The organism is Metabacillus bambusae, assembly GCF_017497975.1.
GTDB classification, from domain to species: Bacteria; Bacillota; Bacilli; order Bacillales; family Bacillaceae; genus Metabacillus; species Metabacillus bambusae.
The window spans coordinates 62,020-78,554 of sequence record NZ_JAGDEL010000014.1; the positions used below are offsets into that span (position 1 = coordinate 62,020).

A 16,535-nucleotide genomic window follows, 5' to 3' on the forward strand; every position below is an offset into this window, starting at 1 on the left:
TGACTTATTTTAAATACACTTTTTGCAACCGGTTGTATTCCTCTTGCGTAACAGGAATGATAGAACCATGTCGTGGCTTAAATGGCATTGAAAAGTCTTTAGGCATTATCCATTTACCTGAAACCAAGTCTGTTGTTTCTAACGGTAAATATCCTCTAAGCCCATATTCATCAATAAATAAATACCATTTCTCCTCCACATTTGACTTAAACACAATCGGTCCTTCACCACGTTCCATAAATGTTTCTTCTATGTTTCCGTTTAAAAGAGTAAAGCTCTTGTCAAAGAACGAATCTCCTTGTTCCTGTACCACATGCTTCCCTTTACTGAATCTATAAATTTGACCTTGATGTTCAATTACAGTGGTGTCTATTATAGAATACCCGTAATCGATGAAGACTTCTGGCTTTGTAAAACGGTAGAAATCCTTTGTCTTCACATAAAACATTCGATGATACCCTTTTTCTTTCCCCCGATCCTTATCAGACATCATAGAAGCCCAAAAAATAATATATTCTTCTAAGGTTTTATCATAGTGAATTTCAGGGGCCCAAGTACAGCCCGCTTCTGGGGGAGCTAATTCTACCATTCTTTGTTTAGACCAACTGATCAAGTCTGTGGACTCCCATATCATAATTGATCGACTACCTTCTGTTACTGATCTATGCCAATTTCCATTTCCATGTATTTTAAGATCGGTTGCAACAAGGTAATATTTATCTCCTTCTGGTGACCGAATAACAAATGGATCCCTTACACCCTGTTCACCTAAATTAGATATAAGGACAGGCTTTCCACCATTTAACTTTTGCTTTAAGTAAAGGCTCATTTCCTTTACTTAAAGCAAAGTAAACCTGTTCACCATCTTGATAATCTTCACCCGTGAAATATACGAATAGATATCCTGCATACTCTTCTTGATTCATCATGTCTTTTAACCTTCCAATCTTTCCAGATATGTGCACTCATCTCTCCTGAAGCATGTTTGGTCCAAATTACTTTTTCCTCTGCCGTGGCGAGTCTCTGTATTGTTTTCTCTCTCCGTAACACAATGCGGTTATATTCGGGCACGGATGCTGTGAAGTAATAATATCCCATCTGTATGCTTGTAAACCCAAGGATCTGCTCGATGATTGGATTATTGAACTGTTCTTTTGTGGCCATAAGGTAGAATTCCTTTCTCTTCGCTTTATTTGCAGTATTATCTCGTTTTCATACTCTAATTACCAATATAAATTCCATGATCTACTTAAGCGAACTAGTGCTTCGAAGTAATAATAATCTCCCCATAGGTTGCTTTCATCGATTCCCATTCCTCGTGGTTTATTATATACTCCATGAAGAAGAAGACCGTGTTCCTGATCTGATTCAGTAGTTGTATAATTTTCTGATAATGATTTTAAAATTGCTAGTGCAGCATGTTCATATAAAACTCTTTCTTCATCTAATATTGGTAAGTGTTTGATCATTTCCAACAAACCACATACAGAAGTTGATGCTGCTGAACTATCACGTTCTTGCTCATCTCCCTCAGTAAAGATTAGGTCCCAAAAACATACATGATCCTCGGGTAATCGATTCAAGAAGTAATTTGTCAGTATTTTACTCAACTCTAGTAAACTAGTATCCTTCGTATATAAGTAATTTAAGGCAAACCCATATATTCCCCATGCTTGCCCTCGTGACCAGCATGAATCATCACTGTATCCTTGATGGGTTTTACCTACAATAGGCTTACCAGTTACAACATCCATAAAATAGGTATGAAAAGTTGAAGCATCATGACGCACTAAATATTTCTTTGCATTTTGAACATGATTTCTCGCTAATGTTGCATAAAGTTTGTCCCCTGTTTCTTCCGTCGCCCAATAAAGTAATGGAAGATTTAAGTTACAGTCAATAATCATTCTTCCGCTTTCTTCAGGATTACTTAAATCACCCCATGCTTGGAGGATACCCGCTTTTTCATGATATCTCTTTATTAGTAAATCTGCTGCTAATAGTGCTGCTCCTTTCGCTTCTTGATTTCCTGTTAGTTTATATGCACTTACACATGATAATGAATATAAAAAGCCTAAATCATGTGTATTTGTTTTAATTTGTTTTTCAATCCGTTCTTTAAAGCGCTTTACTTGAATATCTGCAATCCTTTTATATTTATGATCGTTTGTTATTCCATAGGCTAACCATAGCATTCCAGTCCAAAAACCTTCTGTCCAATCTATATCATCTCCTCTAACTTTTTCATATTTTAAATCCTTTGTAGAGGCAGAAGGAAAGTCTTCACCAAGACGACTCAAATTTTGATCAATTTTTTTAAGAACGTGTTCTATTGCGTTCTCAACCCAGTCTTTATTCGCTATATCCTCATTATTAAAAAATCTTTCGTGATTAATAATACGTTCTTTTTTTATTATGTTAGACATGGTCTTATAGAAAACTCCTTTGTTGCTTATAGCAATTTATATATAATATCGACTGTCTAATTTATTCTATATTGATAAAACTTTCTAATTTAACTAAAGATTCCCTCTTCTACTAAATCAATCCCTTTCAAACTTAAATTTCAGATATAAACTACTTATTCACACATAAGTAAGCTCAACATTAGATTTATTTTGGATATTTAATAACTTGTCGAGTTCCTGACTTACTTTTAGTGTCTCCTTTGATGAAATTCCATATTTCCTTGCACAATTTTCCATTTCTGTACGTTTCATTTCGATTTTAAAGTTTATTAAAAGCATCTTTAGCTTACCCCTTCTCATAAACTATGCCATAACCTATATCCTCCGTAGAATTTAATAAATTGAAAATAGTACATATTCAATTTTGACAAATTTATATAAACATTATCATTTTTCAAACTTAATTTTTTTCGTAAATTCATTGGTAACGATATTGGCTTCATCTCTGTTCGTTACTATTTTTCCATTTATAGATAAGTTTTTAAATGTTACTCCATCTACAATTCTTTCAGTATCAAATCCTAGGATGCGTGATGGCTTATCTGTTACCCCACGATAGGCTATATTATCAAAATGAATATTTGATATATTCGAACCTGGTGAGGGATTATACTTTTCATTCCAAACTACACGCAAATCAAACAATTGACCGAGTTCAAAATGTTCAACTCTAATATTCTTATAAGTCACATTCCTAACTGTATTTTTGTCCCCAGCATTTATTGACATAGCCCCCCAATAATCTGATTGAGGTTCATGGTGTTCAAGAATATCAATATTATCGTATAAGATGTTTTCAATCATATCTCCATTTCCCTGATGGTCACCATGCGTTCCAATCATAAGTGGATGTGCTACATCAGCCCATAATATTGAATTTCTTACGTTAATATTTCTTGCATCTCCATAATAAGCCCAACGACTTCCGTATATGGCGATACAATCATCTGATGTCCTTAAAAATACATCATCTATATCAATATCAGAACTAGACATCATATCAATACCATCAGACCATCCACGAGTGCTAAACGACTTAAAATTAGATATTTTAATATTTTTTGACTTACCGATATAAATACTATAGTGAGGAGGATCAATTGTCATAATTCCATCAATATTAATATTTTTTGAAAAGAGAATCCGAATACCCCGAAAGGCAGAGAAGCGTTCAAAATTAGATAAGTAAAGAATACCTCTCCCACAGATCGTAACATTTTCTACGGAATCACATACTAAGGAACCAACAACAATAGATCCTCCTTCTAAATACACTGTTTTTCCTGAAGGAATTTTAAAAATTGTTTGCTCTATATAGTGCATTCCTTCTCGAAAATATATGATCTCAGGTATCGTACCATCTGTAGAATTAGGCTTCTCGGCTTCAAGTAATAAATCTTCTGGTCGATGAATACCTGGTTCAACAACAAATACATTTGAGCCATCTATATTAGGTCTACTATTCTCGATTGGATTTGCAAATAAATGTAGATTGCGGAACCGTTCTTTATTAAATTCAACAGATAGTTTACAAGGCTTATCCAAGGAAAAAAGAACAGTATTTCCATTTTGAGAGGAGGTTATATTTTTTGATAATGGTCTTATATCTACCTCACTAATTTCATTTAAATAATGGCATGTTACTTCAATATCAACTGCGTCATTCATATCAAATGTTACCATTGATGCTTTACGTACATTATGCATGTCAACCTTTACTTCATATACGAATAATTCCTGCCACTCCCCGGATATCAATCGAATTCTAACAGAAAAATCATTATTTCCAACCGCTTCCGATGGTACTGGATGAATCAATAATTTTTTCTTCATATTATCACCTATAATTTTTATTAGATAGATATTAAATGACTTCTTAAAATCAATTTCTATGTCTAAAAAAATCGACTATAATTCTATTTTGCTTTTGTTACAGAGAAAACTGAAAGAACGGTAAATTCTTTCAGTCCTCTCGTACCAATCGTACCCAAGCTGCTGGTTTACTATATTAGATGGGTATCCGACTCAGCTAGGAAAATATGAATGGAAGAAAAACATATCTTTAATACCCCCCACGAGATCAATTGATAATTTAATTGTAAGTGTTACCAATGCAGTCTGATACAACAAAAAATTAACTTTTGTATTGTTTTATTAACTTCTTTACAAATAAAACCTAGAAAAGATATTATTAGTGAAAATGATTTAACCCCTTCATCATTAGATAACTGGATTAATCAAAGTCAAACAATTTGTTCATTTAAAAAAGGGATGATCAAACACCTGAAGAAAACAAATCAAACTCGAAAAAAACATCGATTATTGATAGAGAATGATCTTTTAAAGCAAGCTGCGCTGATAGTAGGAACAAGTAAATGTGATCAAAAATAAAGAGCACAAATAATCGATATTAAAAATGTGAGAAGTCCTATAGAAGTACCTATTTTTATGGCAATCTAGATGATGAACATAAGTTAAAAAAGATTGGTATGAGTGTATCTAGACGAGGTATTGGCAGAATCATGAAAGAGAATGGATTAGTCGTTGGCATTACATATAACTATTTGTTGATTTCTATAATCGAGAAATTATAGGTTACAGTACAGGTCCAAACAAAGATGAAAAACTTGTCTATCAATTATTATCAACGATTAAAACTGATATAAGGCAAATACAACTTTTTCATATTAGCAGTTTGATTTAACTATCCATTAATAACGCTTGTGAATTTACCTTTAAACTGGTGTCTCTATGACCAATTACAATTTGATCAATATAAATAGGTTTCCCTTATATTAATTACTCTAACTCTTACTATGAAATAGAAACATTAATCCTACCATCACTGTAAGCGCTTTCATATTAATGATACACCTTAAGAATTTTACTTTTTGCTAGCAAAATTAACTTATTAATATGAATAAAGTATCTAATATTATCTTTTGAGCACTCTGATTACATTTGTATAATAAACTCATTATATTAGCACTTAAAAAGAGCATATTACATTTTACTGATTTTCGCCCCATTGTATAATTGTATTCCTAATCTACTCTAGTAATTTCAAGGAAATTACTAGTCGGAAAATCATAAGTAAGAATATAAATTAAAATACTTTAACCCCATATTTAAATAAATATGGGGTTAGTTTCTTCTTTGAATTTTGCATATTGGTTATTTAATTAAAGTTAAGTAGCACTCTAAAAATTGGACGATTTCATTTAAACCCTCCAAGGGTTTATACTCAAATAAACTGTATGGTAGAGTTAATAAGCATCACAAATAACATTCTCTGAAATAATCAACTTTGGTTCAGTTGAATCAATGATATCCTGAACACTATATCCTTTTGCCACTTCTACTAACTTTATCCCACACTTTGTAACATCTAATACAGCACGATCTGTTATAATTCGATCAACTACCCTTTGACCAGTTAGAGGCAAGGAGCACTTTTTCAATATTTTCGGCTGCCCAACCTTATTCACATGTTCCATGATGACAATAATTTTTTGAGCACCGTGCACTAAATCCATCGCACCACCCATGCCTTTAATCATCTTTCCTGGGATCATCCAGTTTGCTAAGTCACCATTTTCTGAAACTTCCATCCCACCTAAGATTGCTAGATCAATATGACCTCCACGTATCATGGCAAATGATTCTGCATTACTAAAGAAACTCGCTCCCTTTATCGCTGTCACTGTTTCTTTTCCAGCATTAATTAAATCAGGATCTACTTCCCCTTTCGTTGGATAAGGACCAATACCTAACAATCCATTCTCTGATTGTAAAACAACGCTTTTTTGTTCAGAAATATAATTGGCAACCATTGTTGGCATTCCAATTCCTAAATTTACGTAAAACCCATCCTGAATTTCTCTTTCAGCCCTTTTTGCAATTTGTATTCTTACGTTATTCGTCATCCTTTAAGCCCCCTTTATACCTAAGATTGAACAGTAAGACGTTCAATTCGCTTTTCATGTTCACCAACAATCAGTCCTTGCACATAAATACTAGGCGTATGAATTCCGTCAGAGTCTAGTTCACCGACTTCGACAATTTCTTCTACCTCAGCGATTGTGATCTTCCCTGCTGTAGCCATTATTGGATTAAAGTTTTGAGCGGTTTTTCTGTAAATCACATTGCCCATCTTATCTGCTTTCCAAGCTTTTATTAAACTAAAATCGGCGGTTAGTGCCTCTTCAAGTAAATATTCTTTACTATTAAACTCTCTTATTTCTCTTCCTTCAGCAATTGGTGTTCCTACTCCTGCAGGGGTATAAAAAGCAGGAATACCCGCTCCACCAGCACGGATTTTTTCTGCTAAAGAACCTTGTGGCGTTAGCTGAACCTCTAATTCTCCACTTAATACTTGTCTCTCAAACTCTTTATTTTCACCAACATAGGATGAAACCATCTTTTTAATTTGCTTATTTTTTAAAAGTAAGCCGAGACCCCAATCATCTACTCCACAATTATTCGAAATAACCGTTAAATCTTTAACATTACTTTCACAAAGGGCTTTAATCAGATTCTCTGGTATTCCAACTAGTCCGAACCCTCCAACCATCAGCGTCATCCCGTCTTTTATTTCTTTGACTGCTTCTTCAAAACTAGTGAATATTTTTTTCATCATTGCACTCCTCTCACTTCATAGTTTTCTATAATGGTTGTGATTCCTTGACCACCACCGATACATAATGTTGCTAATCCATATGTTCCCTTCCGGCGCTTTAATTCATGAATCAGTGTAGTAAGAATTCTTGCCCCACTTGCACCAATCGGGTGTCCTAAAGCTATTGCTCCTCCATTCACATTTAGTTTATCTTGTGAAAATTGAAGCTCCTTCCCAACCGCTAAAGCTTGTGCTGCGAACGCTTCATTTGCTTCAATTAAATCCAAGTCCTTTATACTAAGTCCAGCTTTCTCTAATGCTTTTTTCGTTGCTGGTACTGGCCTATCCCCATAACACTTGGGTCAACAGCTGCACTTGCATTAGCGCGAATAGATGCTATCGGTTCAACACCTAGTTCTTTTGCTTTACGAAGACTCATCATAAGAACAGCTGCAGCTCCATCATTAATTCCCGAAGCATTGCCAGCCGTAACACCACCATCCTTCTTAAAAGCTGTTCTTAACTTCTGTAATTTCTCCACTGTTGTTCCTGGCTTTACATATTCATCTGTATCAAAGTGGATTGGCTCTCCTTTCCTTTGCGGTATTTCAACTGCTACAATTTCATCCATAAATCGCCCTTCCGTAATTGCTTTATCTGCTTTTTCTTGACTCCAAGCAGCAAATTCGTCCTGCTCCTGTCGGGTTAATTCATATTGATCACAAATATTTTCTGCCGTGATCCCCATATGATAATCATTAAATGCACACCACAATCCATCATGAATCATACTATCAACGAGCTTTTGATCACCCATTCTAAATCCATCTCTAGCCCCCATAGATAAATAGGGTGATTGACTCATATTTTCCATTCCACCTGCAATGACAATTTCTGCTTCTCCTGATAAAATGGCTTGAGTAGCTAAATGAACAGCCTTTAAGCCTGGCCACAAACTTTATTTAATGTAAAAGCAGAAACATGTTGAGGCAAACCTGCATGAATAGCTGATTGTCTAGCTGGATTTTGGCCAAGCCCCGCTTAAAGGACATTCCCCATAATGACTTCATCTATTTGATCTCCATTAATTCCCGCTTGCTCTATTACAGCTTTAATAACAATTGATCCTAACTGAACTGCACTAATGCTTTTTAAACTTCCACCAAAATGACCAACTGGAGTTCTTAAAGCGCTTACAATCACTACTTCATTTTGATCCATACTCGAGGTTCCTCCTCTTCTTAGTGCTAATTCTAATTCTGAATTTTCACTATATATTTACTTAATAATTTACAGCATTCTTACTTATGAGTAAAATGAATAATAGTTATAAAATTTATTACATATTAGAATAAAAGGTGATTTCTTTGGAATTGAAGGACCTACGATATTTTACTGAAGTAGCAAATTACAGGAGCTTTACAAAGGCAGCTGCAAATACCTATATATCACAGCCAACATTGAGTAAATCGATTAAAAAATTAGAGACTGAGCTCAAAGTAGAGTTATTTGAGCGCTCTACACGTAAATTAATGCTGACCGATGCAGGAGAAATAGTTTATAAACAGGCAATTAAAATATTAGGTGCAACGGATGAACTCTCTACATTACTAGATGATTTAATGAATTTGCCAACTGGAGATATAAAAATAGGTATCCCCCCTTTAATTGGGACACTGTTTTTTCCTACAATAGCGAAAAACTTTGGAATCCATTATCCAGAGGTTTCATTAGAATTAATTGAACTTGGGGCAAAGAGGATTGAACATTTAGTAGATCAAGGGGAAGTCGATGTAGGGATTATTGTATTACCTACAGATAAAACTAAATTTAATACTCTTCCTTTTATAAAAGAAGAATTTATGCTTTATACATATAAAAAGCATGTTTTGGCAGAAAAAAAAGCAGTCAAGCTCCAGCAATTAGCTGAAGAAAACTTTATTCTGTTTAATCGAGAATTTGCATTACATGAACTAGTCATAAATCAATGCCAGCAAGCCGGCTTTAGCCCAAACATCGTCTATGAGAGCTCCCAATGGGATTTAATAACCGAACTCGTTGGATCTGAATTAGGTATTACTCTTTTACCTAAATCTATTTTTGCAAAAATGGATCAAAACGCAATTAAAATGATTCCACTATCATCTCCACCTATGTGGGAACTTGGAATTATTACTAAGAAGGACCGTTATCAATCATTTGCAGTAAGATCACTACTGCAGTTTGTTACAGAAGTATTTTAGTAGACAAATATTACCTTTTATTAGAGATACTTGCTCTACTAACTAGAATTACTAAACAACATCAATTGGGTAATTATTCTATTTAGCATTGTATTTACGAACTGATATAATAATATAATAATTACAAATCTCATGAATAAAAAAAAAATTTGGAAACTGACGCACTTGAATTAGGGAGGTCTCATTTATGGACAATAGCAAAACAAAAATTGAGACTAACAATAGAAAATATCAGGAGCTTATTGAGGTACCCAACGCCGTTATTTTTCATCTGGATCGTGACTGGAATTACTCCTCATTGAATCTAGAGTGGACGCATTTAACGGCATATAAAGTTGATGAAACTCTAGCGACTCCTTTTTTGACATATGTAAAAGAGGAAGATCGTGTCATGATTAAAGATCAATTTGAATCTTTGATTCAGGGTAAGGACGATGGGATTCATAAAGAATTTATGTTAGTCTCCAAGGATGGGCAGATGGAGGAAGTCCACTTATTTTTAAGAGTAAATTTAGACGAACAACAAAACGTTGAATCATTTTCAGGTACGATTACCTGCTTAACATCTCGAAAAGACAATATTGATGCATACAAAAGAGACATAAAAAACTATCAATTAATCACAGAAAATATGACTGATATGGTTGCGGTTCTTGCTGAAGATGGTTTAGTGTTGTACGCATCCCCTTCTCATACTACTTTTTTGGGAATGGAATTAGATGAGTATATAGGTAGTTACCCGATTAAACATATTCATCCTGATGATTGGGAAAGAGTCTTCCACTTCTTTCATCGAATGATTGAAACGTGGGCAACTCTAGATATAGAATATCGGTGCATGCATAAAGATGGTCATTGGCTTGACTTAGAAATGAAGTGTACTCCAATAAAAGGCCCAAATGATGAAATTCAAATAATTTCAGTTAGCAGGGATATCACTTTAAGAAAAAAAGCTGAGGAAGAACTTAGACAAGCGACCATAAAATTTAAAACCCTTCTTGCATCTCTCCCATATGGAGTAAAGGTGGAGGATGAAACTGGGCATGTTACCCTGATTAATGATGCTTATTTAGATATTTTTTCTCAAGACAAAAATGCAAAGAAACCATTCATTAGCGAAGTTAACCATGTAGTCCAGGATGATGAGTCTTATATTCGTGAAAAGCATGAAATTACAAGGATGTGTCAAAGTCGTCGTTCTGAAGAAATTCATTTACTAAACGGTCGAACAATAGAACGTGATGCTATCCCTATGATGGAAGATGAACATTTTGATGGTTATCTATGGATTTTTCGTGATGTGACAGCCGAGAAGGAAGCGGAACGAAAGCTTCAAAAGGCAAACCAAATATTGAAAGAGCTTTCACTATTAGATGGCTTGACAGGGATTGCCAACCGTCGATGCTTTGACAAAGCATTAGAGAGAGAATGGAATAAACAAATGAATCTTACAGAACCAATATCTTTACTATTGCTAGATATTGATTATTTTAAAGCATTTAATGATTTGTATGGCCACCAAGCTGGCGACACTTGTCTTAAGCAAGTAGGAAGCCTACTTAAAAACATCCCGAAAGAGCCACATGACTTGGTAGCTCGATATGGTGGAGAAGAATTTGTTGTAATGCTTCCAGGTAGTGCAGTAGAGCAAGCAATTGAAATGGCTAAATCTATTCAAGAAGCAGTTAAATACGCTAACATTACCCATGAGGGATCAATGATAAGTGAATCTCTTACATTAAGTATAGGGGTTTCGACACTAATCGTTACGACAATGAATAAACCTTCTGACCTAATAAGGGAAGCTGATAAAGCATTGTATGATGCTAAGAGAAAAGGTAGGAATCGGTTTAATGTACGATCTTGAATGTAATACTTCAATTCCTTAACAACCAGGATTGAAGCTTATTATTTAGATAATCTAAAAGGGATTCCTCCCTCGATCCTAATTAAAAAAGGTGACCGAATCAATACAATTTGGTCACCTTCTTTTGTCTTTAACAAATATCTCTGTCAATATTTATTCTGCAGTTTTAACAGCTTCAATCGCTGCCTCATAATTAGGATGATTCGTTGCTTCACTTACATATTCAACATATGCAATCTTATCATTAGAATCAATGACAAATACTGCACGTGCTAACAAACGTAATTCTTTAATGTGAACTCCATATGCTTCACCAAATGATAGATCACGGTGATCAGAAAGGGTTTTAACGTTTTCAAGTCCATTTGAACCACACCATCTTTTTTGGGCAAATGGCAAATCAACACTAATAGTTAAAACTTCAACATTACTTAAATTAGCAGCGTCTTCGTTGAAACGGCGTGTTTGAGCGTCACAAACCCCTGTGTCGATAGAAGGTACAATTGAAATTAAGCGAATCTTTCCTTTTGAGTTTTCAAGTGTTACCGGAGATAAATCATTATCAAGGACAGTAAAATCTGGTGCTACGTCCCCAACTTTCACTTCATTTCCTAATAATGTAACTGGATCATTTAAAAATGTAATTGATGCCATACCAATTCCTCCTTTATGTCTCTTATTCGTCCACTTGTATACTAAGTAATCCAACAATTAATAGTTTACTTTTACTACTTGTTATTGTCAATATAATAATAGGATAACCTCAATTCTACTTACTCTTTATTTGAAAAAATTTACTAAAAATAGAGATATCTCTGGAATAACTGTTATAACCGTTAAACTTAAGATCATCGCAATAAAAAATGGGACAGTGGCTCTAGCTAAGGTTTCAATCTTCAGTCCCGATATCCCAGAGCCAACAAATAGATTTACACCAACAGGTGGAGTAATAAAACCAATTGCTAAGTTTACAATCATAATGATTCCAAAGTGAATAGGGTCAATTCCTATATTAATTGCAATTGGTAATAAAATTGGAACTAGGATAATAATCGCTGCGACTGTATCCATGAACATTCCAACAAAAAGTAATAAAAGATTAAGCAGTAATAAAATAATCAAAGGATTTGATGATATACCTAATAATAAATCCGCAACCATTCTAGGAATTTGCTCCAATGTTAAGATTCTTCCAAATGCATTTGCTGTTCCAATAATAATTAATATAGTAGCAGATGTTAGCGCTGCATCCTTTAAAACACTAGGAATTGTTTTGAAATTTAGCTCCTTGTAAACAAATAAGCTAATAATTGCAGCATATACAACAGCAACAACTGCTGCTTCTGTTGGGGTAAAAATCCCACCGTAAATTCCGCCTAGTATCAGGATGGGAATAAATATAGCCCATTTCGCTTCATTAATTCCAGAAAGAGCTCTTTTGATGGTGAATTTTTCGCCATTCCCTTTGTAGTTATTCTTTTTAGAATGAATATAGCTCCAGCCCATCATCACTACGCCTATTAGAATACCAGGTAAGATACCAGCTATAAACATGTCACCAATGGATACACTCCCAGATACACCGTAAATAACCATAGGGATACTTGGAGGAATGATAATACCTAATGCACCAGCTGATACCACTACTGCCGTAGCAAATTTCTTATCGTAACCATATCCGACCATAGCAGGAATCATGATTCCTCCTACTGCTGCAACTGTTGCTGGACCTGAACCAGAGATAGCTGCGAAAAACATACAAGTTAAGACTGCTGCCATTGCAAAGCCACCAGTAAAATTACCGACAAAAACATTAGCAAGCTTAAAAAGACGTTCAGATATTCCGCCTTTCCCCATAATCTCTCCCGCTAAAATAAAAAACGGTACAGCCATTAATGGAAAGGAGTCTGTGGATTGAACAAGACTCTGTGCGAGATATTCAACAGAAGTTACGTCAGCAAATAAAATCGTGACAAGTGAAGCCAATCCAAGGGATATCCCAATAGGTACTGTCAGTAGTAAAAAGAATACAAAACTTCCAAATAAAATAAGTGCTGTCATATCAATCACCTACTCTCCTGATTTAAAGATATCAATTTGTATTTTCATTCTCTGGATTACTCTAATCGCTGTCAGCATTAACCCAACCATCGGGGCTGCATAAACCCACTGCATTGGTATATCCAAAGCCGGTGAACTGCGCGTTACTTGAACCACAACTTCAAAACTGAAGTATGTAAGGATAACAGCAAATGTTAAAAATGCTATATTTGCACACAGCCCCAATATGAATTTACCCTTTCTTTTAAACAACAAGGCAACAGCGTCTACACTGATATGCGCTTGCCTTTTCACACCATAACTTACCCCAATATAGATCATCCAAATAAATGCATACCTCGCCAGTTCTTCTGACCATACAAGAGACGAATCTAATATATATCTCATAAACACTTGGGTAAAAACTACTACTACAGTTAGAATACTTAACATAATGAGTAAGATAGATTCTATATTCTCATCTAACCATTTTAAAAATGTCATAAGCTTACCTCCTTTATTTAAAAACAGAACCTACCCAAGGCAACAATTAGGATAGATTCTGCTTTTTTCACTTCCTATTTCTGTTCTTCTAGGATACTATCGATAAGATCTTTACCATAGGTATCTTCATATTCTACATATACATCCTTTGATGCCTCTCTGAAGGATGCAATGTCTGGACGATTTACTTTCATGCCCCCTTCTTCTAACTCAGCTAATAACTTTTCTTCTTCCTCCATAACTAAGTTTCTATGAAACTTAGAAGCCTCTGTTAAGCTTGACTGAACAATTTTCTGCTGTTCAGGTGATAGAGTATTCCAAAATTCATCACTGATAGCTACAGTTGTTGCACTATACGAATGTCCTGTTAAACTTAAATAATCTTGAACTTCATAAAATTTACTTGCATGGATATTTGAGATTGGATTTTCCTGTCCATCTACTGTACCCTGCTGTAAAGCCATGTAAAGTTCACCAAATGCCATTGGGGTTGGATTTGATCCAAGAGCTTCAAAGATGCTTACCAATATAGGCATTTCCGGTGTTCGAATCTTTAGCCCTTCTAAATCTTCAACCTTTTCAATTGGTCTAACATTATTAGTGACATGTCTAAAGCCGTTTTCAAAGTGACCTAAGACACGTAAGTTATCATCAAGCAGTCCTGAAAATACTTCCTGACCGATTGGACCATCGAGTGCTTCCCAAGCTTGTTCATTTGTCTCAAAAAGGAATGGTAATCCAAAAACATCTACTTTTGGCTCGTATTGTGCATACGTACTAGCTGCAACCATTTGAATATCATTAAATGCAACACCTTCAACCATTTGTGGCTCACTACCTAATACTTCATTCGGGAAAACCTCAACAGTAATTTGATTATTAGACTTTTCCTCTACTAAAGATTTAAACTTTAGAGCTGCTTCATGTCTTGAATTCGTTTCAACTGCGCTATGTGCGAATTTAATCTTAATATTTTCTCCACTTTCGGTACTCTTCTCACTGTCGCTAGCTGTTTCTTTACCATTACAAGCTGCTAAAAAGGCTAACATGATAAATAACATTAAAAATAAAGTTGCTTTTCTCATCATTTCTCCCCCTTGAACTCATTTAGTCATATATATTTTAAAAATAGGTATGTTTAAAAAACGAAACGTACCTACTTTCTCACAAAGATTTACACACTACAAAAAACTAAAATTGTTAATTTTTTATATAATCGAGTACGATTTTTATTGGGGAACCGCTTTTAGTTAATGCCACTTCCATTGCTTCATTAATCTGGTCAAAATTAAACCTATGCGTAATTAATGATTCCAGCTTATACTTATGAGAAGCTATAATATCAATTGCGGTTTTAAAATCCTCTTTTACATACATGGAAGATCCAAACATCTGAACTTCGGAAATCATAAATTTGTTTAAATCAATTGATACCTTTTCCTCAAATAATGCAATAGATATAACTTTTCCCTTTCTTTTAATAACTGACAATGCATCGTCTAAAATAGATCCATAGCCAGCAGTAAGGAAAACATGGTCAAATTGACCAATATTAGCCGAGGTATATTTATGTAGGGATTGTACCCTTACGTTCACAACATCTGTAGCACATAATTTTTTACCGATTTCTAAATTGTTATCTATTGCATCTGTCAGACAAATAGTTTCGGCTCCTTTATAATGTGCAGCTACTGATGTAACGAGTCCTATTGGCCCGGAACCAAGAATTGCTACTTTATCTCCCTTTTTAACATCAGCAATATTTACCGCATGAACGCCAACAGCTAAAGGTTCTGTTAAGACTGCCAATTCTGTAGTTAACGTATCTGGGATTTTATATACAGTCTGCTCTGGAGCGACAACATATTCTGCAAATCCTCCATCCCATCTTGTTGTTCCAAGCACAACTTTTTCTTCGCATAGATTATAATCACCTTTTATACATGGTTGGCAATGCCCACAGCCTATTTGCGGTTCAATTGTCACCGTATCCCCATCTTTAACAGTAGTTACTTTATCACCTATTTCTACAATGTTTCCGATGATTTCGTGTCCTAATATACTTGGAGGATTTCGAAAGGGATGCTTTCCCAAAAATGCATGGACATCAGAACCACATATTCCTGCTTTGCTCACTTGAATTAATACTTCATTCCCCTTAATTTCTGGTAACTCTTTTCCTATGATTGTAAAATGTTTAATTCGATCAAATAGCGCTGCTTTCAAGACTTTTCCCCCTTACACTAACTTTTCCCAAAAGAAAAACACAACGAGAAATCGCTTACAATTCTATAGAGAATTGGTCTTAATAATAAAATTAAATATTAAAATTCCGAAAGCGCCTCCTTTCTTGAACCCATTTTCACTCCTCCGCTAACCCTCCTTACATAAACACTTCTAATCTTAGATTCTATTTTGGGTTAACCTTTAAATAATCCAATGTCTCATACTCTGTATAAAAATATGTGTAGCCATAGTTCTTTCTTGATAGCGATTACATTTCAAAAGAAGTACAAATCAATTTATTTAAATAAATTGATTTGTTGTAACCTTGTTAACTTGTATACTAAGTTAACTCATAATCATAGTATATCTTCGACGTGCTTGAGTGTCAATACAAATGATTTAAAGTATTCTGAAAAGTTTCTTATTCATAAGTCTCTTATATAGGTATTGCATGTAATGTTCAAAAATAAAAAATGGAATGCATCAAGTTATATACTTGATGCATTCCATTTTTTTGTTACTATGGAGTATTATAAGCTCGTTAGCAACCACATAAAGCCTATATTTGT

General features: G+C 34.6%; 14 protein-coding genes and 2 pseudogenes. 2 read left to right on the top strand and 14 right to left on the bottom strand.

Annotation, left to right across the window (positions count from 1 at the left end; translation table 11 throughout):
• Positions 1-4 precede the first annotated feature (4 nt).
• From I7822_RS17480 to I7822_RS17515, 9 genes and pseudogenes are all read right to left on the bottom strand, one after another.
• Positions 5-829: a glycoside hydrolase family 43 protein gene (locus I7822_RS17480; protein WP_207980398.1), complete on the bottom strand. Its 825-nt coding sequence runs from the start codon at positions 827-829 to the stop codon at positions 5-7.
• Positions 774-929, bottom strand: coding sequence for a hypothetical protein (locus I7822_RS17485; protein WP_504739652.1), 156 nt, complete (start codon positions 927-929; stop codon positions 774-776). Before I7822_RS17485 ends, I7822_RS17480 begins: the two co-directional genes overlap by 56 nt.
• A 22-nt stretch (positions 930-951) precedes the next feature.
• Positions 952-1,129, bottom strand: a pseudogene (locus I7822_RS30695) (alpha-N-arabinofuranosidase); the annotation flags it as partial.
• A gap of 94 nt (positions 1,130-1,223) precedes the next feature.
• A complete protein-coding gene (locus I7822_RS17490) occupies positions 1,224-2,426 on the bottom strand; it encodes a glycoside hydrolase family 88 protein (RefSeq protein ID WP_207980400.1) in 1,203 nt (400 codons plus the stop codon).
• A 159-nt stretch (positions 2,427-2,585) separates the two neighbouring features.
• Positions 2,586-2,747 carry an aspartyl-phosphate phosphatase Spo0E family protein gene (locus I7822_RS17495; protein ID WP_207980401.1) on the bottom strand — a complete coding sequence of 54 codons (162 nt, stop codon included), beginning with the start codon at positions 2,745-2,747 and terminating at the stop codon, positions 2,586-2,588.
• 108 nt (positions 2,748-2,855) lie between these two features.
• Positions 2,856-4,301 carry a glycosyl hydrolase family 28 protein gene (locus tag I7822_RS17500; RefSeq protein WP_207980402.1) on the bottom strand — a complete coding sequence of 482 codons (1,446 nt, stop codon included), beginning with the start codon at positions 4,299-4,301 and terminating at the stop codon, positions 2,856-2,858.
• Between the two features lie 1,433 nt (positions 4,302-5,734).
• Complete coding sequence (locus tag I7822_RS17505) at positions 5,735-6,394, bottom strand: 3-oxoacid CoA-transferase subunit B (RefSeq protein ID WP_207980403.1); 660 nt, start codon at positions 6,392-6,394, stop codon at positions 5,735-5,737.
• 20 nt (positions 6,395-6,414) lie between these two features.
• Positions 6,415-7,104 carry a CoA transferase subunit A gene (locus tag I7822_RS17510; RefSeq protein ID WP_207980452.1) on the bottom strand — a complete coding sequence of 230 codons (690 nt, stop codon included), beginning with the start codon at positions 7,102-7,104 and terminating at the stop codon, positions 6,415-6,417.
• Positions 7,104-8,307: pseudogene (locus tag I7822_RS17515) on the bottom strand (acetyl-CoA C-acetyltransferase). Before I7822_RS17515 ends, I7822_RS17510 begins: the two are co-directional and overlap by 1 nt.
• Positions 8,308-8,453: 146 nt before the next feature.
• On the opposite strand from I7822_RS17515, the gene I7822_RS17520 reads away from it, so the two are divergent.
• Together I7822_RS17520 and I7822_RS17525 are read left to right on the top strand one after the other, a co-directional pair.
• Positions 8,454-9,329, top strand: coding sequence for a LysR family transcriptional regulator (locus I7822_RS17520; RefSeq protein ID WP_207980404.1), 876 nt, complete (start codon positions 8,454-8,456; stop codon positions 9,327-9,329).
• Positions 9,330-9,516: 187 nt separating this feature from the next.
• Complete coding sequence (locus I7822_RS17525) at positions 9,517-11,196, top strand: GGDEF domain-containing protein (RefSeq protein WP_207980405.1); 1,680 nt, start codon at positions 9,517-9,519, stop codon at positions 11,194-11,196.
• A 153-nt stretch (positions 11,197-11,349) separates the two neighbouring features.
• On the opposite strand, the gene tpx is transcribed toward I7822_RS17525, so the two are convergent.
• The 5 genes from tpx to I7822_RS17550 all read right to left on the bottom strand — a co-directional run bounded on the left by tpx (position 11,350) and on the right by I7822_RS17550 (position 15,966).
• The gene (gene tpx / locus I7822_RS17530; RefSeq protein ID WP_207980406.1) at positions 11,350-11,850 is read right to left on the bottom strand and encodes a thiol peroxidase; all 501 of its coding nucleotides are present in this window, start codon (positions 11,848-11,850) and stop codon (positions 11,350-11,352) included.
• A 126-nt stretch (positions 11,851-11,976) separates the two neighbouring features.
• Positions 11,977-13,257 (bottom strand): TRAP transporter large permease, encoded by a 1,281-nt coding sequence (locus tag I7822_RS17535; RefSeq protein ID WP_207980453.1) that lies wholly within the window; start codon positions 13,255-13,257, stop codon positions 11,977-11,979.
• Between the two features lie 9 nt (positions 13,258-13,266).
• Positions 13,267-13,740 (bottom strand): TRAP transporter small permease, encoded by a 474-nt coding sequence (locus I7822_RS17540; protein ID WP_207980407.1) that lies wholly within the window; start codon positions 13,738-13,740, stop codon positions 13,267-13,269.
• A gap of 74 nt (positions 13,741-13,814) precedes the next feature.
• Positions 13,815-14,828 (bottom strand): DctP family TRAP transporter solute-binding subunit, encoded by a 1,014-nt coding sequence (locus I7822_RS17545; RefSeq protein ID WP_243459522.1) that lies wholly within the window; start codon positions 14,826-14,828, stop codon positions 13,815-13,817.
• Positions 14,829-14,940: 112 nt separating this feature from the next.
• A complete protein-coding gene (locus I7822_RS17550; protein WP_207980408.1) occupies positions 14,941-15,966 on the bottom strand; it encodes a zinc-dependent alcohol dehydrogenase in 1,026 nt (341 codons plus the stop codon).
• Between the last annotated feature and the right edge of the window lie 569 nt (positions 15,967-16,535).